This is a genomic window from Paractinoplanes globisporus DSM 43857 (assembly GCF_000379645.1).
Taxonomy (GTDB): Bacteria; Actinomycetota; Actinomycetes; order Mycobacteriales; family Micromonosporaceae; genus Actinoplanes; species Actinoplanes globisporus.
In genome coordinates this window covers 109911-136585 of sequence record NZ_KB903303.1, presented here as the reverse complement: position 1 = coordinate 136585, position 26675 = coordinate 109911, and the positions used below count along the sequence as shown (strand labels likewise).

General features: G+C 72.4%; 20 protein-coding genes and 1 riboswitch. Of the genes, 9 read left to right on the top strand and 11 right to left on the bottom strand.

The window, feature by feature from the left end:
• The first annotated feature begins 46 nt into the window (after positions 1-46).
• The gene (locus tag A3CQ_RS63665; RefSeq protein ID WP_020512321.1) at positions 47-985 is read left to right on the top strand and encodes a LysR family transcriptional regulator; all 939 of its coding nucleotides are present in this window, start codon (positions 47-49) and stop codon (positions 983-985) included.
• Here A3CQ_RS63665 and cobN read toward each other — a convergent pair.
• Positions 949-4482: a cobaltochelatase subunit CobN gene (cobN, locus tag A3CQ_RS0117895; protein WP_020512320.1), complete on the bottom strand. Its 3534-nt coding sequence runs from the start codon at positions 4480-4482 to the stop codon at positions 949-951. The two genes, A3CQ_RS63665 and cobN, sit on opposite strands and share 37 nt — an antisense overlap.
• Before the next feature lie 52 nt (positions 4483-4534).
• A riboswitch (cobalamin riboswitch) is annotated at positions 4535-4610 on the bottom strand.
• A gap of 129 nt (positions 4611-4739) precedes the next feature.
• Here cobN and A3CQ_RS0117890 point away from each other — a divergent pair.
• From A3CQ_RS0117890 to A3CQ_RS0117875, 4 genes are all read left to right on the top strand, one after another.
• Positions 4740-6083, top strand: coding sequence for a ferredoxin-like domain-containing protein (locus A3CQ_RS0117890; protein ID WP_245577255.1), 1344 nt, complete (start codon positions 4740-4742; stop codon positions 6081-6083).
• A complete protein-coding gene (locus A3CQ_RS0117885) occupies positions 6083-6700 on the top strand; it encodes a precorrin-8X methylmutase (protein ID WP_020512318.1) in 618 nt (205 codons plus the stop codon). Before A3CQ_RS0117890 ends, A3CQ_RS0117885 begins: the two co-directional genes overlap by 1 nt.
• A 5-nt stretch (positions 6701-6705) precedes the next feature.
• The gene (locus A3CQ_RS0117880; protein ID WP_026205823.1) at positions 6706-8367 is read left to right on the top strand and encodes a precorrin-2 C(20)-methyltransferase; all 1662 of its coding nucleotides are present in this window, start codon (positions 6706-6708) and stop codon (positions 8365-8367) included.
• 316 nt (positions 8368-8683) lie between these two features.
• Positions 8684-10240, top strand: a complete 1557-nt coding sequence (locus tag A3CQ_RS0117875) for a glycoside hydrolase 5 family protein (RefSeq protein ID WP_040432546.1) — start codon at positions 8684-8686, stop codon at positions 10238-10240.
• A 96-nt stretch (positions 10241-10336) separates the two neighbouring features.
• On the opposite strand, the gene A3CQ_RS0117870 is transcribed toward A3CQ_RS0117875, so the two are convergent.
• From A3CQ_RS0117870 to solA, 9 genes are all read right to left on the bottom strand, one after another.
• A complete protein-coding gene (locus A3CQ_RS0117870) occupies positions 10337-11491 on the bottom strand; it encodes a glycosyltransferase (RefSeq protein ID WP_026205821.1) in 1155 nt (384 codons plus the stop codon).
• Positions 11478-12710, bottom strand: a complete 1233-nt coding sequence (locus tag A3CQ_RS0117865) for a glycosyltransferase family 4 protein (RefSeq protein WP_026205820.1) — start codon at positions 12708-12710, stop codon at positions 11478-11480. The genes A3CQ_RS0117870 and A3CQ_RS0117865 overlap by 14 nt, the downstream gene beginning before the upstream one ends.
• A complete protein-coding gene (locus A3CQ_RS0117860; RefSeq protein ID WP_020512313.1) occupies positions 12707-14137 on the bottom strand; it encodes a lipopolysaccharide biosynthesis protein in 1431 nt (476 codons plus the stop codon). The genes A3CQ_RS0117865 and A3CQ_RS0117860 overlap by 4 nt, the downstream gene beginning before the upstream one ends.
• On the bottom strand, positions 14131-14874 hold the full coding sequence (locus A3CQ_RS0117855) for a hypothetical protein (protein WP_020512312.1): 744 nt from the start codon (positions 14872-14874) through the stop codon (positions 14131-14133). Before A3CQ_RS0117855 ends, A3CQ_RS0117860 begins: the two co-directional genes overlap by 7 nt.
• Entirely contained in the window at positions 14871-16763 is a 1893-nt protein-coding gene (locus A3CQ_RS0117850) for a putative glycosyltransferase family protein (RefSeq protein WP_026205819.1), read from the bottom strand. Before A3CQ_RS0117850 ends, A3CQ_RS0117855 begins: the two co-directional genes overlap by 4 nt.
• Positions 16760-17881, bottom strand: a complete 1122-nt coding sequence (locus tag A3CQ_RS0117845; RefSeq protein ID WP_040432563.1) for a glycosyltransferase family 4 protein — start codon at positions 17879-17881, stop codon at positions 16760-16762. The genes A3CQ_RS0117850 and A3CQ_RS0117845 overlap by 4 nt, the downstream gene beginning before the upstream one ends.
• A complete protein-coding gene (locus A3CQ_RS0117840; protein ID WP_020512310.1) occupies positions 17878-18696 on the bottom strand; it encodes a glycosyltransferase family 2 protein in 819 nt (272 codons plus the stop codon). Before A3CQ_RS0117840 ends, A3CQ_RS0117845 begins: the two co-directional genes overlap by 4 nt.
• A gap of 101 nt (positions 18697-18797) precedes the next feature.
• Complete coding sequence (locus A3CQ_RS0117835) at positions 18798-19535, bottom strand: L-type lectin-domain containing protein (protein ID WP_020512309.1); 738 nt, start codon at positions 19533-19535, stop codon at positions 18798-18800.
• A 137-nt stretch (positions 19536-19672) separates the two neighbouring features.
• On the bottom strand, positions 19673-20821 hold the full coding sequence (gene solA, locus A3CQ_RS0117830; protein WP_020512308.1) for an N-methyl-L-tryptophan oxidase: 1149 nt from the start codon (positions 20819-20821) through the stop codon (positions 19673-19675).
• Here solA and A3CQ_RS0117825 point away from each other — a divergent pair.
• From A3CQ_RS0117825 to A3CQ_RS0117810, 4 genes are all read left to right on the top strand, one after another.
• Entirely contained in the window at positions 20820-21605 is a 786-nt protein-coding gene (locus A3CQ_RS0117825) for a glycerophosphodiester phosphodiesterase family protein (RefSeq protein WP_020512307.1), read from the top strand. The genes solA and A3CQ_RS0117825 overlap by 2 nt on opposite strands.
• 339 nt (positions 21606-21944) lie before the next feature.
• Positions 21945-23387, top strand: coding sequence for a hypothetical protein (locus tag A3CQ_RS64220; RefSeq protein WP_020512306.1), 1443 nt, complete (start codon positions 21945-21947; stop codon positions 23385-23387).
• A 126-nt stretch (positions 23388-23513) separates the two neighbouring features.
• The gene (locus A3CQ_RS0117815; RefSeq protein WP_020512305.1) at positions 23514-24344 is read left to right on the top strand and encodes a siderophore-interacting protein; all 831 of its coding nucleotides are present in this window, start codon (positions 23514-23516) and stop codon (positions 24342-24344) included.
• A 51-nt stretch (positions 24345-24395) separates the two neighbouring features.
• Positions 24396-25598: a CynX/NimT family MFS transporter gene (locus A3CQ_RS0117810; RefSeq protein ID WP_020512304.1), complete on the top strand. Its 1203-nt coding sequence runs from the start codon at positions 24396-24398 to the stop codon at positions 25596-25598.
• Here A3CQ_RS0117810 and A3CQ_RS0117805 read toward each other — a convergent pair.
• A complete protein-coding gene (locus A3CQ_RS0117805) occupies positions 25595-26635 on the bottom strand; it encodes an alpha/beta fold hydrolase (protein ID WP_020512303.1) in 1041 nt (346 codons plus the stop codon). The two genes, A3CQ_RS0117810 and A3CQ_RS0117805, sit on opposite strands and share 4 nt — an antisense overlap.
• Positions 26636-26675 lie beyond the last annotated feature (40 nt).

Here is a 26675-nt window from a genome sequence, read left to right as displayed (position 1 = left end):
CCTCCGGTCTGAGAGGCCTCGCCTACCAGGGCCGTACGCTGGGCGGATGGAGCTACGCCAGCTGCGCTACTTCGTGGCGGTCGCCGAGGAGCTGAGCTTCGCCCGGGCCGCCGAGCGGCTACGCATCGCCGGGCCGTCGCTGTCGCAGCAGATCAAGGCGCTCGAACGGGATCTCGGCACCCGGCTCTTCGACCGCGACCGGCGCACGGTCACGCTGACCCCGGCCGGGGCGGTGCTGCTGCCGGGCACGCGGGAGCTGCTCGATCGGGCCGACGCGCTCCGGCGTACGGCCAAGGGATTGTCGACCTCCGAGCCGGTCCGGCTCGGCTACGTCAACTGGCGGCCGGCCGACCTCGAGCAACGCGCGGCCGGCGTGGCCCACCTGGTGATCGACCCCTGGGTCCTGCCCTCGCACGCGCAGGCGGCCCGGGTCGCCGACGGCAGCATCGACCTCGCCATCTGCTGGGTGCCGACCGACACCGTCACCGCCGACCGGCTCGAGGCCCGGTTGCTCGGCGCCGACCATCTCTTCGCGGTCGCGCCCGGCGCGGTGACCACCCCGGTCAAGGCGGCCGACACGATCGTGCTGATCGACGCCGACGAGACCAGCTGGCTGTCCTGGAACCGGTGGGCCTCGCGGTACGCCGCGGACACCGGCGCCCGGAAGGTGTCCACCCCCGAGGGCGGCGCGACCGGCGCGGCCTTCTGGGAGCACGTGCGCCGCCTGCGCCGGCCGGTGGTCAGCAACCCGAAGAGCCAGACCACGCCGCTCCCGCCCGATCTCGCGGCCCGGCCGATCTGCGACCCGGCGCCGTTCTGGACGTGGTCGCTGGTGAGCCGGGCGGACGAGCCGCGGCCGGCCGTACGCGCGGTGGTCGAGGCGCTGACCCGCGACGTGGGCGGGCTCGGCCTCGACGATCCGGGCGTGTGGCTGCCCGCCGACGACCCCTACTCGTCCTCGAGATCGCCCTCGGTCGCCAGGTAGAGCTCCTGGAGGGCACTCAGGGTCTCCGGCGACGGGGACTCCCAGAGCTTGCGCTCGGCCGCCTCCAGCAGGCGCTCGGTGATGCCGTGCAGGGCCCACGGGTTGGACTGCTGGAAGAACTTCTGGTTCTCGGGGTCGAGGGCGTACGTCCCGGCGAGCTGCTCGTACATCCAGTCGGTCACCACGCCGGCCGTCGCGTCGTACCCGAAGAGGTAGTCGACGGTGGCGGCCAGCTCGAACGCACCCTTGTAGCCGTGCCGCCGCATCGCGGCGATCCAGCGCGGGTTCACCACCCGCGCCCGGAAGATCCGCGCGGTCTCCTCGGTCAGGCTGCGGGTCCGTGCGGCGTCCGGGTTGGTGGAGTCGCCGACGTACGCGGCGGGGGCCTTCCCGGTCAGCGCCCGGACCGTGGCGATCATGCCGCCGTGGTACTGGAAGTAGTCGTCCGAGTCGGCGATGTCGTGCTCGCGGGTGTCGATGTTCTTGGCGGCGACGTCGATCCGGCGGTACGCGTTCTCCATGTCCGGCCGGGCGGCGACGCCGTCCAGGCCGCGACCGTAGGCGAAGCCGCCCCAGACCGCGTACACCTCGGCGAGGTCGGCGTCGTCGCGCCAGTTGCGGCTGTCGATGAGCGGGAGGATGCCGGCCCCGTACGCGCCGGGCCGGGAACCGAAGATGCGCATGGTGGCCCGGCGCCAGTCGCCGTGCTCGGCGCGGTCGCGCAGGGCGTGCTCGCGGACGTAGTTGTCCGGCTCGTCGAGCTCGGCGATCATCCCGAACGCGTCGTCGAGCAGGGCCACGACGTGCGGGAACGCGTCGCGGAAGAAGCCGGAGATGCGGACCGTCACGTCGATGCGGGGCCGGCCCAGCTCGTCGCGCCCGATCGGCTCGAGGCCGGTGACCCGGCGGGAGGCGAGATCCCAGATCGGGCGTACGCCGATCAGCGCCAGGATCTCGGCGATGTCGTCGCCGGCCGTGCGCATGGCGCTGGTGCCCCAGGCGGAGAGTCCGACCGAGCGGGGCCAGTCGCCGTGGTCGGCGCGGTACCGGTCGAGCAGGGAGTCGGCCATGGCCTGGCCGGTCTCCCAGGCCAGGGCGCTGGGGATCGCCTTGGGGTCGACCGAGTAGAAGTTGCGACCGGTGGGCAGGACGTTGATCAGGCCGCGCAGGGGTGAGCCGCTCGGGCCGGCCGGGACGTAACCGCCGTCGAGGGCGTGCAGCACGTTCCCGATCTCGTCGGTGGTCTTCTCGAGCCGCGGCACGATCTCGGTCGCCGCGAACGTCAGCACCTCCCGCACCCTCTCGGACATTTCCGAAATGTCGGGCGGTGGCTGGCGGGGCCAGCCCGCATCCTCCATCGCCGTCACCAGCGCGCGCGCTTTCTCCTCGACGCGGTCCGTTTCGGCGGTCGACGCTCCCTCGCTCAGGCCTAGCGCCTCGCGCAGACCGGGAAGAGCGGCCACCTTTCCCGCCCACATCTGCCGGGCCCGCAGCATCGACAGCACGAGATTGATCCGGGTCTCGCCGGTCGGCGCCGCACCGAGCACGTGCAGCCCGTCCCGGATCTGCGCGTCCTTCACCTCGCACAGCCAGCCGTCGATGTGCAGCACGAACTCGTCGAACTCCTCGTCGCCCGGCCGCGCGGCCAGGCCGAGGTCGTGGTCCATCTTGGCCGCCTGGATCAGCGTCCAGATCTGCGCCCGGATCGCCGGCAGCTTCGCGGGGTCGAGCGTCGCGATCGAGGCGTGCTCGTCGAGCAGCTGCTCGAGCCGGGCGATGTCCCCGTAGGACTCGGCCCGCGCCATCGGCGGGATCAGGTGGTCGACCAGCGTGGCGTGCGCCCGCCGCTTGGCCTGCGTGCCCTCGCCCGGGTCGTTCACCAGGAACGGGTAGATCAGCGGCAGGTTGCCGAGCGCCGCGTCCACGCCGTCCGACGCGGACATGCCCACGTTCTTGCCCGGCAGCCACTCCAGGTTGCCATGCTTGCCGACGTGCACGACCGCATCGGCCCGGAAGGAGTCGGCCACCCAGCGGTAGGCCGCCAGGTAGTGATGCGACGGCGGCAGGTCGGGGTCGTGGTAGATGGCGACCGGGTTGGCGCCGAACCCGCGCGGCGGCTGCACCATCACCACCACGTTCTCGTCGCGCAGGGCGGCCAGCACGATGTCGCCGTTGTCGACGTAGAGCTCGCCCGGCGGCGGCCCCCAATGCCGCGTCACGCTGTCGCGGAGATCGGACGGCAGCGTCGCGAACCAGGCCGCGTACCGCGCGCCGGGAATCCGCACCGGGTTGCCGCTGAGCTGCTCGTCGGTGAGCCAGTCGGGATCCTGCCCGCCGGCCGCGATCAGGGCATGGATCAGCCCGTCCCCGTCGTACTCGCCGAACGACCCGATCCGGTAGCCGTGGTCCTTCAGAGCGGCGAGCAGCGCGACCGTCGAGGCCGGCGTGTCGAGGCCGACCGCGTTGCCGATCCGCGAGTGCTTGGTCGGGTACGCCGAGAGCATCAGCACGATGCGCCGCTCAGCCGGCGGAACGTGCCGCAGCCGCGCGTGCGCCACCGCGATCCCGGCCACCCGGGCCGCCCGCTCCTCGTCGGCCACGTAGACCGAGAGCCCGTCCTCGTCCAGCTCCTTGAACGAGAACGGCACCGTGATGATCCGCCCGTCGAACTCGGGGATCGCCACCTGCGTCGCCGCGTCCAGCGGGGAGAGCCCGTCGTCGCTCGCCTCCCACGTGGCGCGCGGGCTGGTCAGGCACAGCCCCTGCAGGATCGGCACGTCCAGATCGGCGAGCACCCCGACATCCCACGCTTCGTCGTCACCTCCCGCTCCGACGGTGGCGGGCTTGGTGCCACCGGCGGCCAGGACGGTGACGACCAGGGCGTCGGTCTTGCGCAACTCGACCAAGAGCTCTTCCGACGCCGTACGGAGGGAAGCGGTGTAAATCGGAAGCGGGCGAGCGCCCTTCGCCTCGATCAGGCGGCACAGGGTCTCGACGAAGGCCGTGTTCCCGGCCATGTGATGGGCGCGGTAGTAGAGGACGCCGACCACGGGCCCGTCGTTCTCCGCCGCTTCACGCGGGAGCACACCCCAGTCCGGCGAGGCGGCCGGCGGCGCGAACCCGTGCCCCGTGAGCAGCACGGTGTCGGAGAGGAAGTCGTGCAGCGCGGCGAGATTCGCGGCCCCGCCGAAGGCCAGGTACTGATGCGCCTCGGCCGCCACGCCCGCCGGCACGGTCGACAGCTTCATCAGGTCGGCGTCGGGCGCCTGCTCCCCGCCGAGCACCACCACCGGGACCGCCGCCGCCAGCAGGGCGTCGATGCCCTCCTCCCAGGCCCGTCGCCCGCCGAGGATGCGCACCACGACCAGGTCGACCCCGTCCAGCAGGCCGGTCAGGTCGCCCACAGTGGTGCGGGCCGGGTTGGCCAGGCGCCAGGCACGGTCGCCGGCCCGGGCGCTGAGCAGATCGGTGTCAGACGTCGACAGCAGCAGGAACACGCGCACTCCTCACCGGGGTCCGCGCCCCGGACAGCCGGAAACACGGCGACCGGAGTTCCTGGCTCCCGGGGCCCTGGTGAGACCCGGTGACAGTGGCGGGACCGCGCCGGACTCACACCGGCTTCCTCCGCGGCGTCGCCGCTCGTGGCCCCCCACCCTTCCGGCCCGCGCTCATCGCCGTCAAGCCGGGCTCGCCGGTGTGACGATGCCGACCCGAGCATGCGTTCGTGTCGGTCCTCCTCCGTAGTATCCGGGCCGTGCCCCACCCGATTCGGCAGTCCGACACCGACGCCTGCCCCGGCGCGCTCCGGCTCCACGCCGCGGCCGACGGCCCGCTAGCGCGTGTCCGCCTGCCCGGCGGCATGCTCACCGGCCCCCAGCTGGCCGAGCTGGGCGCGATCGCCGCCGAGTGGGGGGATGGCGGCCTGGAGCTGACCTCGCGGGCAAATGTCCAGCTCAGGGCCCTGACCAGGGCAAACCCCGCGTCGTTGGCAGCCCGCCTGCATGCGGCCGGCTTACTGCCCTCAGAAACCCACGAGACCGTACGCAACATTGCCGCACCCCCACTGGCCAGCGCCGAGCTTCGCGCCTTGGTCACCGCCCTCGACGACGCCCTCTGCGCCGACCCGGCCCTCGCCAACCTGCCGGGCCGTTTCCTGTTCGCCCTCGGCCAGGTCCCGCTCGCCGCCGACCTAACTGCCCTGCCCGTGCCCGGAGCCCCACCGACACCCGGCCCCCCGCCTACGGCCGGCGCCCAGCCCACGCCCGGCGTCGCGCCCGCGGCCGGCGTCGCGCCCACGGCCGGCGGCGCGCCCACGGCCGGAGCCTTCGCGATTCTGTTTGCCGGGCGTGACGAGGGTCTGCGCGTGCCGGCCGACCGCGTGGTGGAGGCACTGCTGGCGGGCGCCCACGCGTTCCTGGCCGAGCGAGCCATCGCGATGCCGCCGCCCTGGCGACTGGCCGAGCTTCCCGGCGGCCCCGGCCGTATGGCCGACCTCGTCAGCGCCGCCCTCGGCCTCCCGCGCCAAACCGACGAAGCCGAAATATCGGGAATGCGGGATGAGGACGGCGAGGCTCGATCGGCGATCGGGGTCCCGCCACAGGCGGATGGGCGCGGCGCGGCGGGCGCGATCGGGGTCTTGTCGCAGGCGGATGGGTGCGTTGCGGTGGGGACGATCGTGCCGTTGGGGCGGCTCACCGGTGAGCAGATCCGGGTTCTGGCCGGGGCCGATCGGCTGGTGCTGACGCCGTCGCGGGGGGTGGTCGTCCCCGATCTGCTGCCGGAAGCGGCCGACGAATGGCTTGCCGCGCTGGCTGGGGCCGGGTTGCCGGTTGGGGCAGATTCTCGCTGGTCCGGGGTTACCGCGTGCGCGGGGCGGCCCGGTTGTGCGAAATCGCTGGCGGACGTGCGGGCCGATGCTCTGGCCGCGACCCGCTACGGGGAGGGGCTTCCCGTGCATTGGGTCGGGTGTGCGCGGGGGTGTGGTTCGCCCTCGGGTCCGCACGTACGGGTCGAGGCGACTCCGGTGGGTTATGCGGTGCGCGGTCGGGTTGTTGACGGTGACCTCGCCGAGGTTGTTTCCGCTGCTAGGAGGGCCTGATGGAGTATGAGCGCGACGGCGCGGAGATCTATCGGCGGTCGTTTGCCACTATTCGGGCCGAGGCGGATTTTTCCGGCATGGCCGAGGATGTGGCTCGGGTGGCGGTGCGGATGATTCACGCGTGCGGCATGGTCGACCTGGTGGGCGACATCGGGTACAGCGCCAACGTCGCCTCCGCGGCTCGGAAGGCGCTGCTCGACGGGGCTCCGATTCTGTGTGACGCGGAGATGGTGGCGTCGGGGGTCACGCGCAAGCGGCTGCCGGCGGCGAACGACGTGATCTGCACGCTTCGGGACCCGGCCGTGCCGGGGCTGGCCGCGAAACTGGGTACCACGCGCAGCGCCGCCGCACTCGATCTGTGGGGCGATCGGCTCGGCGGGGCCGTGGTGGCGATCGGGAACGCGCCGACCGCGCTGTTCCGGCTGTTGGAGATGGTGGCGGCGGGGGCGCCCCGGCCGGCGGCGGTGCTCGGGATTCCGGTGGGGTTCATCGGGGCGGCCGAGTCGAAGGAGGCGCTCGCGGCCTCCGACCTGGAACACCTGATCGTGCGGGGGCGGCGGGGTGGCAGCGCCATCACGGCCGCGGCGGTCAACGCCCTCGCCTCGGAAGTGGAGTGACGCGCGTGGCAGGGCGGGCCAGGACCGGACGGCTCAGTGGTGTCGGGGTGGGGCCGGGCGATCCCGAGCTGATCACGGTCAAGGCGGCCCGGCTGATCGAGAGCGCCGACGTCGTGGCCTATCACTCGGCCCGGCACGGGCGGAGCAACGCCCGGGCGATCGCCGAGGCCCATCTACGGCCGGGGCAGATCGAGGAGGCGCTGGTCTATCCGGTCACCACCGAGGCGACCGATCACCCGGGCGGGTATCAGGGCGCGATCGACGAGTTCTACGCCGAGGCGGCCGCGCGGCTCGCGGCGCACCTCGACGCGGGGCGTGACGTGGTCGTGCTGGCCGAGGGGGACCCGTTCTTCTACGGGTCCTACATGCACATGCACAAGCGCCTCGCCGATCGCTACGAGACCACCGTCGTCCCGGGCGTCACATCGGTCAGCGCCGCCTCGGCCGCGCTGGGCCGGCCGCTCATGGAGCGCGACGAGGTGCTGACGATCCTCCCCGGCACGCTGCCCGCCGACGACCTGGCCGCCCACCTGGCCGCGACCGAGTCGGCCGTGGTCATGAAGCTGGGACGGACCTTTGCGAACGTCCGCGAGGCCCTGGAGCGGTCCGGCCGCCTCGACGACGCCTGGTACGTCGAGCGCGCCACAACGGCCGGGGAGCGCATCGCCCCGATCGCCGGCGTCGACCCGGACACCGTGCCCTATTTCTCGTTGGCCATGCTGCCGAGCCCGGCCGCCGCCGCGTTCGCCGGGGCGAGGGACGCCGCGCTCGCCGGGGACAGGGAGAACGGGCTGGCCGGCGAGAGGAATGCCGACACCCACGGCACCGCCACCGGGGAAGGCGCCGCCGGCGCGGATGCCGCCGGGGAGAGCGGGGATGCCGCCGGGGGGAGCGGCTATACCGCCGGGGAGAGCGGTGCGGGTGGGGTCGCGGTGATCGGGCTCGGGCCGGGCGACCCGCGGTGGCTGACGCCGGAGGCTCGGGACGCGCTCGCCGAGGCCGATGACCTGGTGGGCTATGGGCCCTACCTTGACCGGGTCGCGGTGCGGGCGGGGCAGCGGAAGCACCCGTCGGACAACCGGGTGGAGGCGGAGCGGGCCGCGTTCGCGCTCGATCTGGCCAAGCGGGGGCGGCGGGTCGCGGTGGTCTCGGCGGGAGACCCGGGGGTGTTCGCGATGGCGGCGGCGGTGCTCGAGGTGGCCGAGGACCCCGCCTGGAAGGACGTGCCGGTCCGGATCGTTCCGGGGATCACGGCCGCGCAGGCGGTGGCGGCCCGGGCGGGTGCGCCGCTGGGGCACGACTTCTGTGTGCTGTCGCTCTCGGATCGGCTCAAGCCGTGGTCGGTGATCGAGGGGCGGATCGTCGCGGCGGCCGCGGCCGATCTGGTGATCGCGATCTACAACCCGGCGTCGAGATCGCGGACCGAGCAGTTGGTGCGGGCCCGGGAGCTGCTGCTGGAGCACCGCGATCCGCAGACCGTGGTGGTGATCGGGCGGGACGTCGGCGGGCCGGCCGAGTCGATGCGGGTCACCACGCTGGAGGCGCTCGACCCGGCCACCGTCGACATGCGCTGCCTGCTGCTGATCGGCTCGACGCAGACGCGCGCGGTCGCCGCCGCCGACGGCACGAGCCGGGTCTGGACGCCGCGAACCTACCCGCAACCCTGACGACCGAACCGTTTGGCAACCTGACGTCGTCCACATCGCCCGCGACGATGCGGAAACCGGCCCGGTGAAAGCCGATCCGGGTGGCCCGCCACCGGGCCGCAACCTTCGGCGGGACTCCACTTCGACCGTCCGAAAAGACGTTTCCGCAGCTCAACGCTGACTAACCATCGACCGGAACGGGAAATGCGCGTGGCGGGCAACCGTCCTGCCACCGAGCCGCACCGTCGATGCAATCAGGATTCTTCGACACCACTACTGCTACCCGCCGATGAGAGGGGCCGCTACCGAACTGATACCCGACGAAGGGCCGACCGAAGTGAAGCTTTCCCGCCGCCGCGCCGCAATAATCGCCTCGACGGTCATGCTCGGCCTTGCCCTTCCCACCACTCCGGCCCTCGCGAAGACGGCCGCCAAGCCCGCGGCCAAGCCGGCGGCAACCACCAAGCCCGCGGCCAAGCCGGCCACCAAGACGACCACGCCGGCGACGGTCAAGGCGGCCACCACCCCGACGCTGGCCACCCGCCTCGCCGCGGTCAAGACGGCCAAGGCGATCAACTACTACCCGTCGACGGCCGGCTGGTCGAAGATGTGGTCGAGCTTCGACTCCGCCAAGATCGACGCGGACCTCGCGAAGGCGCAGGCGCTCGGCGCCACCAGCGTCCGGGCGATCGTCTTCCCGGCGACGTTCGGGTACCCGACACCGAGCACGCTCTACACCGACCGGCTCGCCCTCTTCGTGAAGCTGGCCGCCGCCCGCAACATGACCGTGAAGCTCACGCTGTTCGACTGGTGGGGCGACTACTCGGACGTCGCCGGCAGCACCGCCTGGGCCGCCGCGATCCTCAAGCCGTACAAGGACGACCCCCGGGTCATCTCGGTCGAGTTGCAGAACGAGTTCGACGCGACAAACACCGCGGCCGTCGCCTGGGCCAAAAAGATCGTCCCGGCCGTACGGGCCGCGTTCCCGACGATGCCGCTGACCTTCTCGGTCGACGGCGCGGCCGGCCCCACGGGCATGGCGAAGATCAAGACGGCGCTGGCGGCGGCCCCGCTCGACTACTACGACTACCACTTCTACGGCAACTCCGAGCGGGCGCTCGCGATGATCCGTCAGGCGCAGTCGGCGGTCTCCCCGGCCCCGATCGTGATCGGCGAGGCCGGTCTGAACACGCTGCAGAACACCGAGGGCGAGCAGGCCGCGTTCCTGGCCCGGGTCTTCGAGGCGGCCGAGGTGGCCGGCATCCAGTCGGTCTCGCCGTGGACGCTGAACGACTTCGCGTCCGGCGCCATCCCGGACTCGGCCGTGTCGAAGCTCCCGGCCCAGTACAACTACGGCCTCTACCGCACCAACGGCGTCGCCAAGGCGGCCGCGGCCGTGGTCAAGGCCGAGTTCACCAACACGGCGCTGCCGAGCACGCTGTTCGACAACGGCTTCGAGAACACGGCCGGCCTCACCCCGTGGCGCCCGTTCATGCCGGAGCTCGGCGGGGCCGTGAAGACGCAGTCCGCCGCGCACACCGGCAAATGGTCGGTCAGCCTCACCAACACCGGCAAGACCTCGGCCGGCTCGCCGTCCTACCGCGTCGCCCCGATCACGCCCGTGCAGCCCGCCCAGAAGTGGCACGCCGAGGTGTGGGCCAGGGGCAACGGCACCACGGGCGCGTCGCAGATCGCGGTGAGCTGGTTCGACATCAACGACAAGTGGCTCGGCGGCTCCTCGTCGGCGTCGCTCGCGAACGGCACCACCGGCTGGATCAAGCTCACGGTGGACGGGGTCGCCCCGGCCGGCTCGGCCAGCATGCAGATCCACCTGAAGTCGGGTGCCAACACCGGCACCGTCTGGTTCGACGACGTGGTGGTCACTGCCTCCTGACCCCGCGCGCGCGAACCGAGGACGCCGCCGCTTCCGAACCCGGAGGCGGCGGCGTCTTCGCATGTTCCGGACGCCCGCGAGGCTGGACGCCGCAGGTCACCCCACGCCGATCCGGGTGAGCAGGTCGTCGTACGCCAGCACCGTGTGTTCCCAGGAGGACGGGTCGCTGTGCCGGCGCCCGATCAGCGGCGCCGCCGATCGGATCGCCGCGGCCAGGCCCGCGGGGTCGGCGGCCGGGGCGAACCGGACACCCGGGTAGTCGCCGGCCGCCTCGACCAGGCCGCCCACCGCGGTCACCACCACCGGCAAGCCGTGGCTCATCGCGATGTGCAGCGGACCGCTGGCCGAGCTGCGCCGATAGGGCAGGACGACCAGGCCGGCCGCCGCGAAGAAGTCGTTGACCTCGGCGTCGGTGACGTACCGGTTGACGAACTCGATGCGGTCGCGGACCGGACTGGCGGCGATCATGTCGGCGGGCAGCGTCCAGCCCTCCCACGTCTCCCCCACCACGGTCAGCCGCCAGTCGTCCGGGAGCAGCTCGAACGCGTCGATCAGATCCTCGAGACCCTTGTACGGCCGGATCGTGCCGAAGTACAGGATCCGGCGCGACTCGCCCGGGTCGGCCTGCCGCTGGGCCGGCGCGACATGGTGGTCGTACGGGCCGTGGCGCGCCACGACCTGCGGGACCGTGCTCAGGGCGTACGTCTGCCGAAGTGTCTCTTGATCGAAGCGCGAGTGGACGACGACGCCGGACGTGGCACCCAGCAGGGGTCTGATGCATTTGCGCACGTAGGCCGAGGCCCAGCGGAACCGCGCCTCGCCGGTGTCCTGCACCTCGTGGAACTCGATCACCACCCGGACCCCGGACATCCGAGCGACCAGGCAGAGCACGAGGTAGGAATGCAGCACCGTCCCGGTCCACCACTGGAGAACCAGCACGTCCGGCCGGAAACGGCGCAGGAAGCAGACCGCCCGCACCAGGCTGGGCAGCCCCCACCAGTCGACGCCGTCGAAGACCTCGACCCGGTCGTCGTACCGCAGGTCGTTGAGCGGCTGCCCGACCCGCTCTCGCCCCGGATAGAGCCGGGTCGGCAACAGCTGCCGCATGAGGATCGCGCCGACGTCATACCTATTGCTCAACGCATTGGACAGACGGCATGTGTAATAGCTGATTCCGGAGAGGAAGCGCCAGCCCGAGCCGACGACGACAATGCGCTGCCGGGCATTGGGGGGACGGTCAGATGCAGGCACGGTAGATCTCCTCGATCTGGGGGACGACGCGGGCGGCGGTGAAGTCGAGCCCCCGCCGATAGCCGGCCTGACGCAGGCGGTCGGCGAGGCCGGGGTCGGACAGCAGGCGGGACAGGGCCGCGTGCAGGGCGTCCACGTCGCCGGGCGGCACGTGCAGGCCGCTCTCGCCGTCGCGGATCATGTCGGCGAGGCCGCCGGTGCGGGAGGCGATCAGCGGGGTGCGGGCCAGCAGCGCCTCGACCGCCACCTGGCCCATCGCCTCCATGATCGACGGAACCACCCCGGCCGCCGCGCCGTGCCAGGCGGCCATCACCTGGGCGTGCGGCACGTCGTGCCGCACGTGCACACCGGGCGGGATCGGCGGGGTGTCGGCCCGGCGGGTGCCCAGGCAGACGAGGTCCGGCGGCGGCTCGGTGCCACGCCATCCTTCGACCAACTTGCCGTACGCGGCGAAAAGAACGTCTATACCTTTGTGCGGCCCGAGTGCTCCGACGAACAGAAGGTAAGGCCGATCGGGCAGCCAGTCCGGCCGCGGCGTGTTGCGGGCCAGCTCGTCGAGGCCGTCCGGCACCAGGCTGGAGACGACCCGCACCGGCAGCCCGGCCGGCAGCCGCGCCTGGTCGAGTGCCCGCGCCACCGACGGCGAGATGGCGGTGAGCGCGTCGATCCCCCGGTGCCGGTGGGCCCGCAACGCCGCGGTGAGCACCGCCGCGCGCGGCCGGCCGTACTGCCCGGACGCGCAGGACAGGCAGCGGGACAGCCGCGGCCCGGTGGTGCAGCCCCGACCCTGCTGGGCGAAGTCCTTCTTGACGCAGGCCAGCCCGAAGTCGTGCGCGGTGTGCACGTGCGGGCGCCCGTCCCGGCCGTGCCGCAGCGGCAGGTAGGAGTACATGAGCCAGTCGTGGCTGTGCACGACGTCGTAACGCCCGGCCCGCAGCTCGTGGCGGATGTCGGCGGTGGTCAGCGGGTCGGGCGCGGTCGGGTGGAACGGCTTGGCCGGGTCCTGGTTCATCCGGGGCAGCAGCGTGTTGGCGACGCTGCGGACCCGGACGACGCGCACGCCGTTGCGGGTCTCGTCGGCGGGCGCCCGGGGCGTGGCCAGCGTGAGCACGGTGACCTCGTGCCCGCGCCGCACCAGCTCCTCGCTGCTGGTGGCGATGCTGCGCTCGAGCCCGCCGATGACGGGGGCGTAGAGGTTGGCCAGCTGCAGAATCCTCACGGTGCTCTCCAAGATCGCGATCGGGGGCGGGAGTGCGGGGAGGGGCGGCGGTTCCGGCTCGGGAAGGGCATCGCGGGCCGGCCTCGGACGATCGGATGTTGCGGCGGGCGCGCGGCTCGCGGCTGCCGGGGACGCGGCGCCGACCGGCCGCGCGGTGTCCCGTCCTCCCGCGTGACCGGCCACAGCCGCCCGTGCAGGGCGTGGACGGCCACGGCCAGGGCGCCCAGCGACTGCCCGGTCAGCCAGGCGTATCCGGCGGCCTCGATGCCGAACCTCGGCAGCCACAGCCAGGTGAGGGTCAGGCAGGTGGCGGCCATCAGCAGGTTGAGGCGCAGGCAGCGACGCAGCGCGGTCTGCGAGCGCCAGTGGGCCACGGCCAGGTTCGTGATGGCATCGGGGACAGCGGCCAGGACCAGGATCTTCAGCAGCGTCGCGCCGCCGGCCGCGTAGGCGGGGCTGAACAGCGTCAGGATCCAGCCGCCGGCCAGGAACAGTCCGGTCGCGGGCGCGCCGATCACGACCAGCACGACCAGAGCGGCCCGGGGCAGCGACGCCGAGCGGCCGCCCGCGTTCGTACGCTCGGCGTACAGGGCCGAGGCGACCGCGGGCGACACCATGAACAGCACCGACGCGGTCATCCAGGCCATGTAGAAGTGGGCGTTGTCGGCGGCGCCGAGGCGGGCGGTGACCAGCACCGGGAGCAGCGCGCTCGGGCCGGCCTGGGCCAGGTTGATCAGGTGGTGGCCGGTGAGCGAGCCGCGCACGTACTGCAGTTCGGCGCCGAGACCGGCGCCGGCCAGGCGATATCCGGGACGAAGGCGGGGCAGGCTCCGCCGCAGCGTGTACGCGGTGACGGCCAGCGACGGCAGCGTCCAGGCGACCACGACCGCCCAGGCCGAGCCGAGGCCGGCGGCGGTCAGGCCGACCAGTACCACGAGCTTGCCGCCGGCCAGCGTGAGGTTGCGCCAGAGCATGCCCTGGCTGGCCCGGTGGGCAACGAAGACGTAGTCGAGCAGCATCGATGCGGTCAGCGCGACCGCGGTGGCGACCAGGGCCGCCGTGCCGGCCGGGCCGGCGAGGAAGCCGAAGTTGGCGGCCACCCGGGGCAGCACGAGCACCGCCGCGAGCGAGGCCGCCGCGGTGGCCGCGCAGCCGAGCAGCAGGCCGGCGCTGACGATCCGCGACCAGGTGGCCGCGGGCGCGCCGGGCAGCCGCTGGATGAACATGTGGCCGAGGCCGAGGTTGGCGACCATGCTGACCACGGTGGCCGCCGAGATCAGCGCGGTGGCGGTGCCGATCGCCGACCGGGGCAGCTCGCGGGCCGCGATCATCCAATAGAGATAGCCGAGCCCGCTGGTGCCGACCGTGCTCAGCATGATCAGGACGCTGTTGCGGGCCAGCGAGTCCCGGCCGACGCGGGCTAACACGGCCGGCCCGGCCCGCGGCCGTAGAAGACGGTGCTCGCCGCGCCGAGGCTGATCTCGATGCGGTGCAGGCAGCCGTCCGGCGGGGCGGGCACGTGGACCTGGACCGCCCGGGTGCTGTCCGCGCTGATCGTCACCGGGCGGGGCGGGCCGGCCGGGCGGTCCCCGACGCGTACCGACAGGGGTGCGACCACGTCCGGCTCGCCGGCGCTGCTCACCCGGATCGGCACCTCGAGGCCGCGCGGCGGGAAGGCGACCGGGCGGTCGATGTCGGCCGCCCAGCCACCGAGGGCCACGCTCGTGTAGCCGGGCTGCGGCGGGTGCGGCATCCGGACGTACGCGAAAGTGGCCGCACCCCCGACGACCAGGGCGACCACCCCGGAGATCGCGATCGCGCCGAGCGTGCGCGGAAAGTCCGGGTCGGCCACCGGTGGGCCGGAGCGCTCCCGCAGCAGCGCGACCCCGCCCAGCAGCAGGGCCAGCGCGGCGAGACCGGCGGCGAGCGTGCGCGCCTCGATGCGCACGCCGGTCAGGTGCAGCACGAGCGCGATCATCGGCAGGCTGATCAGGCCGGACACGACGGCCAGCCCGAGCGGCCGCTCCCTCAGCCCGAGCGCCCGCAGCCACAACTCGCCGACCGCGAGCAGCGCGACCAGCGCGACGACCGGGAGCAGCACGGGCAGCCCGAGCGCGAGCAGACCGGCCGCGGCCACGGCGGCGGCGAGAATGCGCAGGGTCACCGGGGACCCCCGAGCGGGCTGTCGATCGACGTGAAGTCGAAGCGGTAGATCGCGATGTCCCCGCTGTTGTAGATCTTGATCGTCCACGGTGTGTAGTCGAACTTGGTGAGCTGACCGAGCGTGAACGCCGGGTGGCCGTCGTGCGGGATCGGCTCGTTGGTCTCGAAGTAGATGCCGATCTCGGGCACCTCCTCGGCCATCCGCCGGTCGACGATCAGGTAGCCGAAGTTCCACGAGCTCAGCTGTGTGATCAGCGGCTGCGGCACGGGCCGGCCGGGCTCGGCGAGGTACAGGTCGTAGGTGGGGAACGTGACCGAGCCGGTGACCGGGAACTGGCCGCCGTACGAGCCGAAGACCAGCCCGGAGTAACGGTCGGCGACGATCCGCAGGCCCCGTCCCTGGGTCGAGCGCAGCCAGTTCGCGGCGGCCAGCACCTCGGGAGTGATCGAGCGGGTGTCGGAGCCGTACGCGGACGGGCCCGGGAAGCGATAGGACGGGTTCATGCCGGCCGCCGTGTTGCCGACCAGCATGACCGCGAAGAGGGCGGCGAGCGCGGGCCCGGCGAGACGGGCCCAGCGATCGAGCAACGCCACCACCAGCGGTGCCACGACCAGGGCGAGGCCGAGGTAGCTGAACGCCCAGGAACGGCGGGCGCCCTCGGCACCCGACGGCGTGAGGATCAGCAGCGCGGCCGGGAAGTAACAGGCGCCGACCAGCAGGGCGGCGACCGCGGCGCCCCGGCCGACCGGGTCGGGATCGCGATGCCGGCGCAGGCGCCAGGCGGCGGCCACGATCGCGGCGAAGGCGAGGATCGGCGCGGCGAACGCGGCCTTCTGTTCCCACCAGGGCGCGACCGACTTGCTGAACAGGGTCCGGCCGCCCGAGCCGCCGTCGTTGGCCATGTCGGCGATCTGGTCGAGGGCCCGGCCCAGGTACGGGTCGAGATAGCCGGCCGTCTTCGGGGCGACCCAGAACAGCCAGCCGGCCGTCAGGCCGGCGGCGGCCGCGGTCAGCGCCCAGGCGGTCCAGGCGGCGGGGCCGGCGCCGCGGCGGCCGGTGACCGCGGCCGAGAAGACGAGCATGATCGCGATCAGCCCGAGCGCGGTCAGGTGGTGGGTGGTGACCGTCGCGGCCGAGAACAGCACCGTGGTGGCCGACCAGCCGGCCCGGTCGCGGCGGCCGGTGGCGCGCATCGCCCGGTGCAGGGTCACCAGCGTCCAGATCATCAGGGGCACGGCCAGCGACTCGTACCCGAACTGGGTGTCGAAGAAGAGAAAAGAGCTGTTCAGGCTGTACGCGATCGCGGCCACCGCCGCCGTGCGGCCGTCCCGCCAGATCTGGCCGGCCAGCACCGCGACGCCGAGCACCACGAGGAGGTGGGCGGCGATCAGGACGGCCAGCGCGGAGTGCCAGATCGAGGCGCCGGTCAGCGCGGAGAGCGCGGCCACCGTGGAGTGCAGGCCGGGGAAGTCGCCGATCACCCGGACGATCGGGTTCGGGTCGAAGAGCCGGCCGTCGAGGAGGATCACGCGGCTCTGGCGCCAGTGGGCGAACTCGTCGTGGTAGAGCGGACCGGTCGGGTTACGCAGGAGCTTGGGGAGATAGGTGAAGCAGGCGTACGCGATCAGGACCGAGGTGCGCAGCAGCGGCGTGGTCTCGCGGCGGCAGATCCACCAGACGGCGGGGACCGTGAAGACCAGCATCCCCAGCCAGAAGAAGCCGAAGGCGCCGGGCCGGCCCCACTCGGCGGCGCGGTCGGCGGCGACCAGGGCCGCCGCCCCGGCCGCGCCCGCGGCGGTGAGAGCGGCCCCCCACCAGGCATTTTGCCCGATCTTCCGGGGCTTCTCCTCAGCAATGGGTGAGCCGACAGCGGGAGCGGTCAAGGTCATCGGTCGGCGGCTCCCGCTCCGCTCTGCTGGATGAGCCGCACCCGGGGCGCGACACTCGCGTACACCTCCCGGGTGGACAGCACCACATCGCTCCAGGTGGGCAGCGCGTTGCTGCCGTGGGTGACCCGCCGGGTGGACGCCGCGACCTGCAGCGCGTCGGCGAGCGCCGCCTCGTCGTCCGGGTTGACCAGCCACAACGGAACCCCGTCGCCGGCCATCACGGCCAGCTCGCGATGCGCCGGGATGAACGAGGCCACGGTCGGGATCCCGGCGGTCAGCGCGTCCGCGACGGCCATGCCGAACGCCTCGTGCGCGGACGCGGAGACGGCCGCCGCCGCTACCGCCATCCGCCCCGCGAACGCGTCGTCGGGCAGCCGCCCATGGAACATCACCCGCCTGCCGTCGAGGCCGAGCCGCCCGGCCAGCTGCTCCAGCTCCTCGCGGGCGGGCCCGGCGCCGACGACGTCGAGCCGGTGGTCGTCGGGCAGGTGGCGCATGGCCCGGATGACCCGGTCGACCCGCTTGTACCGTTCGAGCCGCCCGACGCAGAGGATGCTGCGGCCGGGCCCGTCCTCGATCGGCTCGACGACCCGCACCGGATCGGTGCCGTTCGGGATGATCACCATCCGCTCGGCCGCCTCCGGGAAATGCCGGATCAACAACTCCCGTTCCGTACGCGTGACACAGATGAGCCGGTTCGAACGGGCGACGATCCGGCGGCCGACGGGGCGATAGATCGGGTGCAGCGCGGCCCGCAGCCGGCTGTGCCCGGTCCCGTGGTAGTGCGGCGTGAAGACCAGCGGCGTGTCGTTGGTGAGCGCGGCCGGCAACGCCGCGAGCGCGTGGTAGCTGTGCGCGTGCAGCAGGTCGTACCGGCCGGCGTGGGCGCGCAGCCATTTCCAGAGGGCGAGCGAGAAACGGTAGTTCGAGGCGGAGACGGTCAGCGGGAAGCGGCGGACCAGCACCCCATCGAGCGTCTCCTCGGCCGCGGTGGCGTGCTGGGTGAGCACCTCGACCTGGTCGCCGGCCGCGACCAGCGCCGCGCACAGCCGCCGGCAGTGCGTCTCGACCCCGCCGACATCGGGGTGGTACGCGCTGGTGACGACGCCGATCCTCACCGGGCGCGCTCCGCCACGCGCCGGCCCGACCGGCGCCGCGGCCATTCCCGGGCGATCGTCCGCAGCACGCGGATGCCGTCGGTCAGCGCGTTCAGGTTGCTCTCGCCGTGGATGCGGGCCTGCTCGAAGCTCGCGACCTCGACGATGCGCAGCCGGGCCCGGGCCGCACGCAGGTTGAGCAGCGTCTCGATCTCGAAGCCGTCGCCCCACAGCCGGCCGTCGCCCCGCTCGGGCGCCGGCGAGGTGCTGTCCAGGCCGAACACGTCAAGGTGCCGGGCCCAGAACGCGTTGTAGCCGTAGCAGAGGTCGCTGTACCGCGTCCGGAACATGGTGTTGACCAGCATGCTCAGGCACTTGTTGCCGGCCCGGCGCAGGCGGGTGATGTCGGCGCTGCCGCCGGACCCGCGGAACCGGGAGCCCTTCGCGAAGTCGGCGCCGCCGCGCAGCGCCGCGATGAAGCTCGGGATCTCCTTCGGATCGGTCGACCCGTCGGCGTCGATCATCACCAGGATGTCGCCGGTGGCGGCCGCGAAGCCGCAGGCCAGCGCGTTGCCCTTGCCCCGGCGGTTCTGCGTGACGACGCGGATGCCGGGCATGAGCCGGCGGGCGACGCCGACGGTGTCGTCGGTCGAGCCACCGTCGACCAGGATCACCTCGTCGACCTCGGGCAGCCGGGCCAGCACGTACGGCAGGTTCCGAGCCTCGTTGAGGGCCGGGACGATGACGCTCACCAGGGGCTCGCCGGAAGGGACGACCACCTGGGGCAGCTCGGTCTCCGTTCCGGCCGATCGGCGAACGTAGGGGACCGTGGACATGACAGTTCTCCAAAGCTCGGTGCTGCTGCTGCGGGCGGATGCGCGGCCGGGCCGCCGTCGGTGTCGCTGAGGCGGCGGGCCCCGGCCGCGACGAGGGTCGATCAGGCGCCGGGCGCCTCGACCGTCCACGAGTAGATGTCCTGCTTCGAGAGGGCACTGCCGGTCGCGGCGGTGAAGCCCACCCAGGCCGAGCGGGCGCCGACCTCGTCGGCCAGGTCGACCGTGGTCTCGAGGGCGAGCTCCTCGTCGGAGCCGGCCCGCAGCGACTTCACGTAGATGCGCAGGTCGTTGCTGGGAGCGTCGTAGACCACGCGGGCCCAGAACGGACGACCGTAGAGCGGGATCGACGGCTCGCCGACGGCCGAGTGGTTGTCCGGGTTGCCGTGCATCACGACGGCCAGGTGGTTGCTGCTCGGGTCGTTGGTGTTCTGGAACGTGTCGAACTCGACCGCGACGCTGTCGGTGATGCCGCGGTAGCCGAGGCCGCCGCCCCACCCGCCGAGCGCCCGCGGCCCGTCGTTCTGCACGAGGAACGCGATGCCGTCCGCGCCGGGCTTGGCGTGGTGCAGGTACGCCTTGAACCGCGACTCGAAGGACTGCCCGAGGTCGAGCTTGGTCCTGGCCCACGCCGAGCCGGCCTGCCGGAACCCGCCGGCGGTCATCCGCAGGATGCGCTGGTGAAGGCGGCCGGACGAGGTGATGAGGTCGGCGGTGCCGTTGCGGTCCAGCATCTTGGAGGCGCCGGCGAACGTCGGGAAGTTGATCAGCGGCTCGTCGTCCGCGGCGTAGGCGCCGCTGGGCGCCGCGCCCGTGGTTATCGAGAAGGCGAGAACGGCCACCAGGCCGCCGCGAGCCAATCTCGAGGAACGTGAAGAAAACACGGTTGTGCGCTCCATTTCGGGTGATTTGCCCAACTTGGACCGGCCTAAAGTAGGACAGCGCGCAGAGCCGCGTTAGCGAGTCGCGTTTATTTACCTCAAATTGGACTTCCGCCGAAGCGGCGCGGGTCGAAGAGCGCGATCGGGTGCGCGGTGCCGCCGGTGGTCGCGAGGTCGGCCACGATCTCGCCGACCACCGGCACGAACTTGAATCCGTGCCCCGAGAAACCGCAGGCCACGGTGACCGCCGCATGCGCCGGGTGGCGGCCGATGACGAAATGCCCGTCCGGCGTGAGCGTGTAGAGGCACGGCTCGCCCCGAAGGAACTCGGCGGGCAGGCCGGGCAGCCGCTCGCCGCAGTAGTCCGCCATCTCGGCCACCTCGCCCGGGTGCACCTCGGTGTCCAGATCGTCCGGAGTGGTCTCGGCGCCACGCCGGAAGAATGCGATCTTGGCGCCGCCGTCCGGACCGTCGATCGCCGGGAAGCCGTAGATCTGGCCGCCGTCCGTGTCCTCCCAGATGTAGATCGGATGCCGCTCCGGCAGGAACGGGGCCACCCCGCCGCGCGGCCGGAACCAGAACTGCACCTGCCGCTCGATCCGGAACGGCACGCCCAGGTCGGCGAGCAGCCCGGGCGCCCACGGTCCGGGCGTGATCACCAGCTGCCCGGCGGTGTAGGTGCCCCGGCCGGTCACCACGCGCACCCCGTCGGCGGTCGGCTCCCACGAGGTCATCGGCTCGTGGAACCGCAGGTCGGCGCCCCGCCGCGCGGCCAGCTCCAGATTCGCGATCACGGTCAGCTCCGGACGCACGAAGCCGGCCTTCGACTCGTACAGCGCGATCTCGCCGGGCTTCGGGGCCAGCGTCGGTACGCGCCGGCGCAGCTCGGCCGCGTCGAGGATCTCGTGCGCGAGGCCCCACCGCTCGGCGCTGGCCCGGCTGCCGGCGACCGTGCGCGACTCCGGCCGGCCGATCATCACGCCGCCGGTCAGCGTGATGAGGTCGTGCCCGGAGTCGGCCGCGAGCTCGTCGAACAGTTCGTAGGAGCGCAGCAGCAACGGCACGTAATCGGCGCCCTCGAAGTAGGACTGCCGGATGATCCGCGACCCGCCGTGGCTCGCACCCCGGGCATGGGCCGCCGCAAACCTTTCCAGACCGAGCACGCGTACGCCCCGGGTGGCGAGCCGCATCGCCGTGGCGCTGCCCATCCCGCCGAGGCCGGCCACGATCACGTCGTAGGAGGACATGTTCACACCGTACGATCTCGGCGTGTTCCCCTACCTGGACGCGCCCGCGCCGCTCGCCTTCGCCCACCGCGGTGGGGCCGCGACCGGCGACGAGAACACGGCCGAGGCGTTCGAGCGGGCAGTGAAGCTGGGCTACCGCTACGTCGAGACCGATGTGCACGCCACGGCGGACGGCGTTCCCGTGGTCTTCCACGACGACAATCTGACCCGGCTGACCGGGCGCGACGGCCGGGTCGCCGACCTGCGCTGGGCCGACCTCGCGACCGTCCGAATCGGGGGCGCGGCGGCCATCCCCCGGCTCGACGAGATCCTCGGGGCCTGGCCGGAGATCCGGTTCAACATCGACGTGAAGGCGGACGGCGGCGCGGAGCCGGCCGTCGAGACGATCAAGCGGGCGAAGGCCGGCGACCGGGTGCTGCTCGCGTCGTTCAGCGACGAGCGGCTGGCCCGGCTGCGGGCGCTGGCCGGGCCGCGAGTGGCCACCTCGCTCGGCATGCGGATGGTGGCGCTGCTGCGGATCGCCTCGCTGACCGGGACGGCGCTGAGGCTGCCGCCGAACGTGGTGGCCGCGCAGGTTCCGCGGCGGTACGGTCCGGTGCCGGTGGCCGATCGGCGGTTCGTCGCGTACTGCCACCGGATCGGCCTGCAGGTGCACGTGTGGACGATCGACGACCCGGCCGTCATGCTGCGGCTGCTCGACCTCGGCGTCGACGGCATCATGACCGACGATTTGCCGGCGCTGCGTTCCGCGTACGAATCCCGAGGCTTTTGGCCCGCTGTTTAAACGGAGCAGGCCCGTGAATTGCACTCCCAGGTGATTCATAGCTCTTATCCGCCGGTCATGGTCTACCTTTAGGGCTGCGAGCGGCCCGTCACGGGCTGTAGATCGGCGAGCAAGAATGTCCGCTGGTCAGCGAAATTTCTTGTGATCTTGTTGAACTCCGGACATCATCCGTTCGGAGGATGCTCGGGGTTCGCGGGCCGCGGCATATCTTTTCTTTAAGTTCGGGACAAGAATTCATCAAATTCGCAGTCTCAATTGCTATTCGGGGTTCCTCCTCTTACCGTCTGGGGGCCGGTTGTCTCTGGGCCGGACGGATTCTTCGAAGAAGAGGTATCGCGCATGCGTAGGTCGGCTTACCGCCGTGCTGCCGCACCTGGCGGCAACCGGCGGCTCCTCGCGGTCGGTGCGGTCATCGCCGCGCTGGGCGCGGTCGTCGCGTTCACCACGATCTCCAGCGCCGCCGAGAACGACGCGCCCGCGGGCAGCGGGGCCGGCAAGGTGGTCAACGGGCAGGTGATCCTCACCGACACATGCGTGGACAGCAAGCTGGAGGCGCACGACGGTTTCCAGAAGGGCGACCGCTGCGTCTCCACCGAGTTCGGCGAGGTCAGCTCCGCGGCGAACAACACGTCGCTGCTGATCACCGCGGCGCCCCGGCAGGTCACGGTCAACACGCCGTTCACGCTCAAGGTCAGCACCCGGAACCTGGTCCGCGACCGCTTCCTGGCGGCCGGCAAGGGCGGGTACTACGTGGAGAGTTCCGTCCTGGCGAACGGTATCGAGCGCGGCCACTTCCACACGGCATGCCGGATGCTGCCGAACACGACCGAGGCCCCCGACCCGTCGCCGGTGCCCGCGTTCTTCGTGGCCACCGAGGACGGCAAGGGCAGCAAGACCCCCGACGAGGTGACCATCCAGGTGCCGGGCATGCCGGCCATCGGCACCGCGCAGTGCGCCTCGTGGGCCGGTGACGGCTCACACCGCGTGCCGATGATGGAGCGCGCCAACGAGACGCCCGCCATCGACGCGGTCCGGATCACGGTCCGCGCGGCCCGCGGGAACAACGGCGGCGGCGGTAATACTGGCGGCGGCAACACCGGCGGCGGGAACACGGGCGGTGGCAACACCGGCGGTGGGAACACGGGCGGTAATACTGGCGGCAACACCGGCGGTAACAACAACGGTGGCGGGAACACGGGCGGCAACAACAACGGCGGTAACAACGGTGGCGCGACCACCGCCCCGACGCAGCCGCCGACCCAGGCCACCACCGCGCCGACGACCGGCGCCACCCAGCCCACCACCAAGGACGACTTCACCCCGAAGGCGACCCCGACCACCAAGAAGCCGGCCACCTCCACCACCAAGAAGGCCGAGTCGACGACCAGGACGACATCGCCGAGCACCGAGAAGACCGAGGCGCCGGCTTCCACGCGTACGGGAGACAACGACGCGGCCTCGGACGAGACGAACTCGGACGACACCGCCCAGAGTGAGAACACGCAGGAAGCGAAGCCGAAGGCGAGCAAGAGCTCGGCGGCGGCCACCGGCGGCGACTACACCTACTCGAACGACGACGGCGTCGCGAACTCGGGCAACGAGCCCCCGACGGTCGACCAGGTGGCCGCGAAGACCACCAACACCGACTCCAAGAGCGGCGTGCTCGCGCTGACCGGCAACAACACGGTCGCCTTCCTCGGCGGCGCGGTCGTGCTGATGCTCGCGGGCCTCGCGGTCATGGCGCTGACCCGCCGGCGCCGCCCGGGCACCCCCTGGGAGTAAACAGCCCGGAAAACGAAAAGGGGCGGTCCGCACGATGCGGGCCGCCCCTTCCGGCGTGTTAGGTGAATGAATGTGAGGGTAGCCTTACCGACGACGAGGCGATCAGCCGAGCGGAAGAGGATCAGCATGCCGAACAGGCCGGCGCGGCCCGCCCACCGGGCGACCGTCACGCGAGTCGAGCAGCTCACCCCGCACATGGTGCGCGTCGTTGTGGGCGGCGAGGGGCTCCGGGCGGTGAACGCGGGCGAGTTCACCGACCACTACGTGAAGGTGCTGTTCCCGCGGCCGGGCGTCACCTATCCCGAGCCGTTCGACCAGAGCGTGATCCGCGAGACGATGCCGCCCGAGACGTGGCCGGTCGTCCGCACGTACACGGTCCGTCGCTGGCTGCCCGAGATCCCCGAGATGTGGCTCGACTTCGTGGTCCACGGCGACGAGGGCATCGCGGGACCGTGGGCGGTCGGCGCCCGGCCCGGCGACCAGGTCACGTTCATGGGCCCCGGCGGGGCGTACCGCCCGAGCCCCGACGCCGCGTGGCACCTGCTGGCCGGCGACGAGAGCGCGCTGCCGGCGATCGGCGCGGCGCTGGAGGGCATGCCCGAGGGCGCGATCGTGCGCGCGTTCATCGAGGTCCCCGGCCCCGACGAGGAGCAAAAGCTGGAGACTTCCGCCGACGCCGAGATCGTCTGGCTGCATCGGGGCCGGCGCCGGGTGGGCGAGCTGCTCACCCAGGCGGTGCGGGCCTGCGAGTTCCCGCCCGGCAAGGTGCAGGCGTTCGTGCACGGCGAGGCCCACCTGGTCAAGGACCTGCGCGCCTTCCTGCGCAAGGACTGCGCGATCCCGCTCGACCAGCTGTCGATCTCCGGCTACTGGCGGCTCGGCCTGAACGAGGACGGCTGGCAGTCCTCGAAGCGCGAGTGGAACCAGCAGATCGAGCGCGAGCAGGAAGCGGTGTGAAGGCGGGCACTCCCTGACGCGTTTCCGGCGTGTAACGCCGATGATGTGTAAGTGGTGAACGTCGAAGAGGAGCTGACCAGTACACGGCCCGCACGCACGCGGGCCGTCGTCGTCGCCGTGGTCGCCCTGCTGCTGGCCGCCGTGAACCTGCGCCTGGCCGTCACCAGCATCGGCCCGGTGCTCAGCGAGATCCGCTCCGGGCTCGGCATGAGCTCGACGGTCGCCGGCCTGCTCACCTCGATCCCGGCGTTCTGCTTCGCGGTGCTCGGCCTGGCCGCGCCCCGGCTGGCCCGCCGGTTCGGCGCCGCCCGGGTCATCATCGTCGGCCTCGCCGTGCTGGCGGGCGGTCTCGCGCTGCGCGCCTACGCGCCCAACACCGCCCTGTTCCTGCTGCTCAGCGTGGTGTCCCTGGCCGGGATCGCGGTGGTCAACGTGCTGCTGCCGATGGTGGTGAAGGCGGAGTTCCCCACCCAGGTCGGCACGATGACCGGCCTCTACACGGTCGCGCTCAATCTGGGGGCGACCCTGGCCGCCGCCGCGACCGTGCCGCTGACCGACGCCTTCGGCGGTGACTGGCGGCTGGGCCTGGCCTGCTGGGCGGTGCTGGCCGCGATCGCGCTGCCGGCCTGGATCCCGCTGGCCCGGGAGCGCCACGACACCTCAGCCGTGGCGGGGACTCACGACCTCGTGCGCGTGAGCCGGCACCCGGTCGCCTGGGCGCTGGCCGTGTACTTCGGGTTGCAGTCCACCTCGGCGTACGTGATCATCGGCTGGCTCCCCCAGATCTACCGGGACGCCGGGCTATCGGCCGACGAGGCCGGCCTGCTCTTCGCCTCGACCTCGCTGCTGGGAGTACCGCTCGGCTTCGTGCTCTCCTCGGTCGCGGGCCGAGTGCGCAGTCAGAGCGTGATGGCGGCGGTGCTGGCCCTGTTCGGCGTCGCCGGCTACCTCGGCCTGTGGTGGGACCCGGCCGCCGCGCCCTGGCTGTGGGCGGTCCTGCTGGGCGTCGTGAACACGGCGTTCCCCCTGGTCCTGACCATGATCGGGCTGCGCGGCCGCAACCCGGCGACGGTCGTCCGGCTCTCCGCGTTCGCCCAGGGCGTGGGGTACCTGCTGGCCATCCCCGGTCCCATCCTGGTCGGCCTGCTGCACGACCACACGAACGGCTGGCGGGTACCCCTGGCCCTCATGGTCGCCCTGATGATCCCCCAGGGCATAGCCGGCGTCATCGCCGGCCGCGACCGCCAGGTCTAGAGCACCTTCAGCAGCTCGGCCGCGACCTCGGTAGGGCGCTCCACGTGCGGGGAGTGGCCGCAGTTCTCGTAGACGACCTCGGTGTACGCACCGCCGGCCGCGGCGTAGCGGTCCAGGACGGCCCGGGTCTGGCTCACCATGGGCTGGGGTGGGCAGGCGTCGGCGCCGGGCCAGCCGGGGACCGCGCCCAGCGAGCCCAGGTAGGCGAGGTCGAAGAACGAGGTGTCGGAGACGATCGCGTCCTTGTCGCCGCGCACCCACGTGATGGGCGGCTTGGCCGGGACCGCGACCAGGTCGGCGGCGACGTTGAAGTGGTTCGGCGCCATCGTGTTGAGGACGCCCCGGTCGCCGGGGGCCATGCCGGGCCAGTTGTCGCTCGGCTTGCTGTCGCCCGGGTAGTTGTCGTCGCCGATCGCGGTCGAGAGGACCGTGTCGAGCAGCAACTGCTCGTCCTCGCCCAGCGACGCGGGGTCGGCCACGTAGGCGCTGCGCAGCACGCTCAGCGGGCTGGTCGGGCCGTCCGCCCCACGGTCGCCCGAGGCGATGCGGCTGACGAACACGGGGTTCGCGGCGCCGCCGCCGGTGCCGGCGAAATCGGCGGTGGTCGGGGTGCCTTCGAGGTCGCGGGTGCCGCCGAAGCCGTACGGGCTCAGTGGCGCCTCCAGCAGCAGCGCCGACACCCGATCCGGGTGGTCGATCAGCAGTTGCATGGCCACGCCGCAGCCCATCGAGTGGGCGCCGACCGTGACCGGGCCGCCGCCCGGGAACAGCGACGGGTCGTCCAGCAGGGCCGCCACGTCGTCGGCGAAATCGCGCAGGCCGCGGGTGGCGTCGACGGGCGCGGTCTCGGAGCGGCCGTAACCACGCAGATCGGGCGCCACTATCCGCACCGTGGGCGGCAGGTGCCGCAGCAGCGGCCGCCAGAAGTCGGCGGACGAGCAGTTGCCGTGCACCAGCAGCACGGGGGTACCGCCGGCCGGGCCGGCGAGCAGGACGTTCAGCGAAATGCCGCGGACGGCAACCGTTACCTCTTCCATCGCCGAAGCGTCCCACCACCGGCCCGGTCCGGGCAGTGTG

What these genes read in the sequence shown, in the direction of transcription:
- A3CQ_RS63665 (WP_020512321.1), top strand. Translation starts at nt 47, where the DNA reads ATGGAGCTACGCCAGCTGCGCTACTTCGTGGCGGTCGCCGAGGAGCTG.
- A3CQ_RS0117825 (WP_020512307.1), top strand. Translation starts at nt 20,820, where the DNA reads ATGTTCACACCGTACGATCTCGGCGTGTTCCCCTACCTGGACGCGCCC.
- A3CQ_RS0117805 (WP_020512303.1), bottom strand. Translation starts at nt 26,635, where the DNA reads ATGGAAGAGGTAACGGTTGCCGTCCGCGGCATTTCGCTGAACGTCCTG.
- A3CQ_RS0117840 (WP_020512310.1), bottom strand. Translation starts at nt 18,696, where the DNA reads ATGTCCACGGTCCCCTACGTTCGCCGATCGGCCGGAACGGAGACCGAG.
- A3CQ_RS0117850 (WP_026205819.1), bottom strand. Translation starts at nt 16,763, where the DNA reads ATGACCTTGACCGCTCCCGCTGTCGGCTCACCCATTGCTGAGGAGAAG.
- solA (WP_020512308.1), bottom strand. Translation starts at nt 20,821, where the DNA reads ATGTCCTCCTACGACGTGATCGTGGCCGGCCTCGGCGGGATGGGCAGC.
- A3CQ_RS64220 (WP_020512306.1), top strand. Translation starts at nt 21,945, where the DNA reads ATGCGTAGGTCGGCTTACCGCCGTGCTGCCGCACCTGGCGGCAACCGG.
- A3CQ_RS0117815 (WP_020512305.1), top strand. Translation starts at nt 23,514, where the DNA reads ATGCCGAACAGGCCGGCGCGGCCCGCCCACCGGGCGACCGTCACGCGA.
- A3CQ_RS0117885 (WP_020512318.1), top strand. Translation starts at nt 6,083, where the DNA reads ATGGAGTATGAGCGCGACGGCGCGGAGATCTATCGGCGGTCGTTTGCC.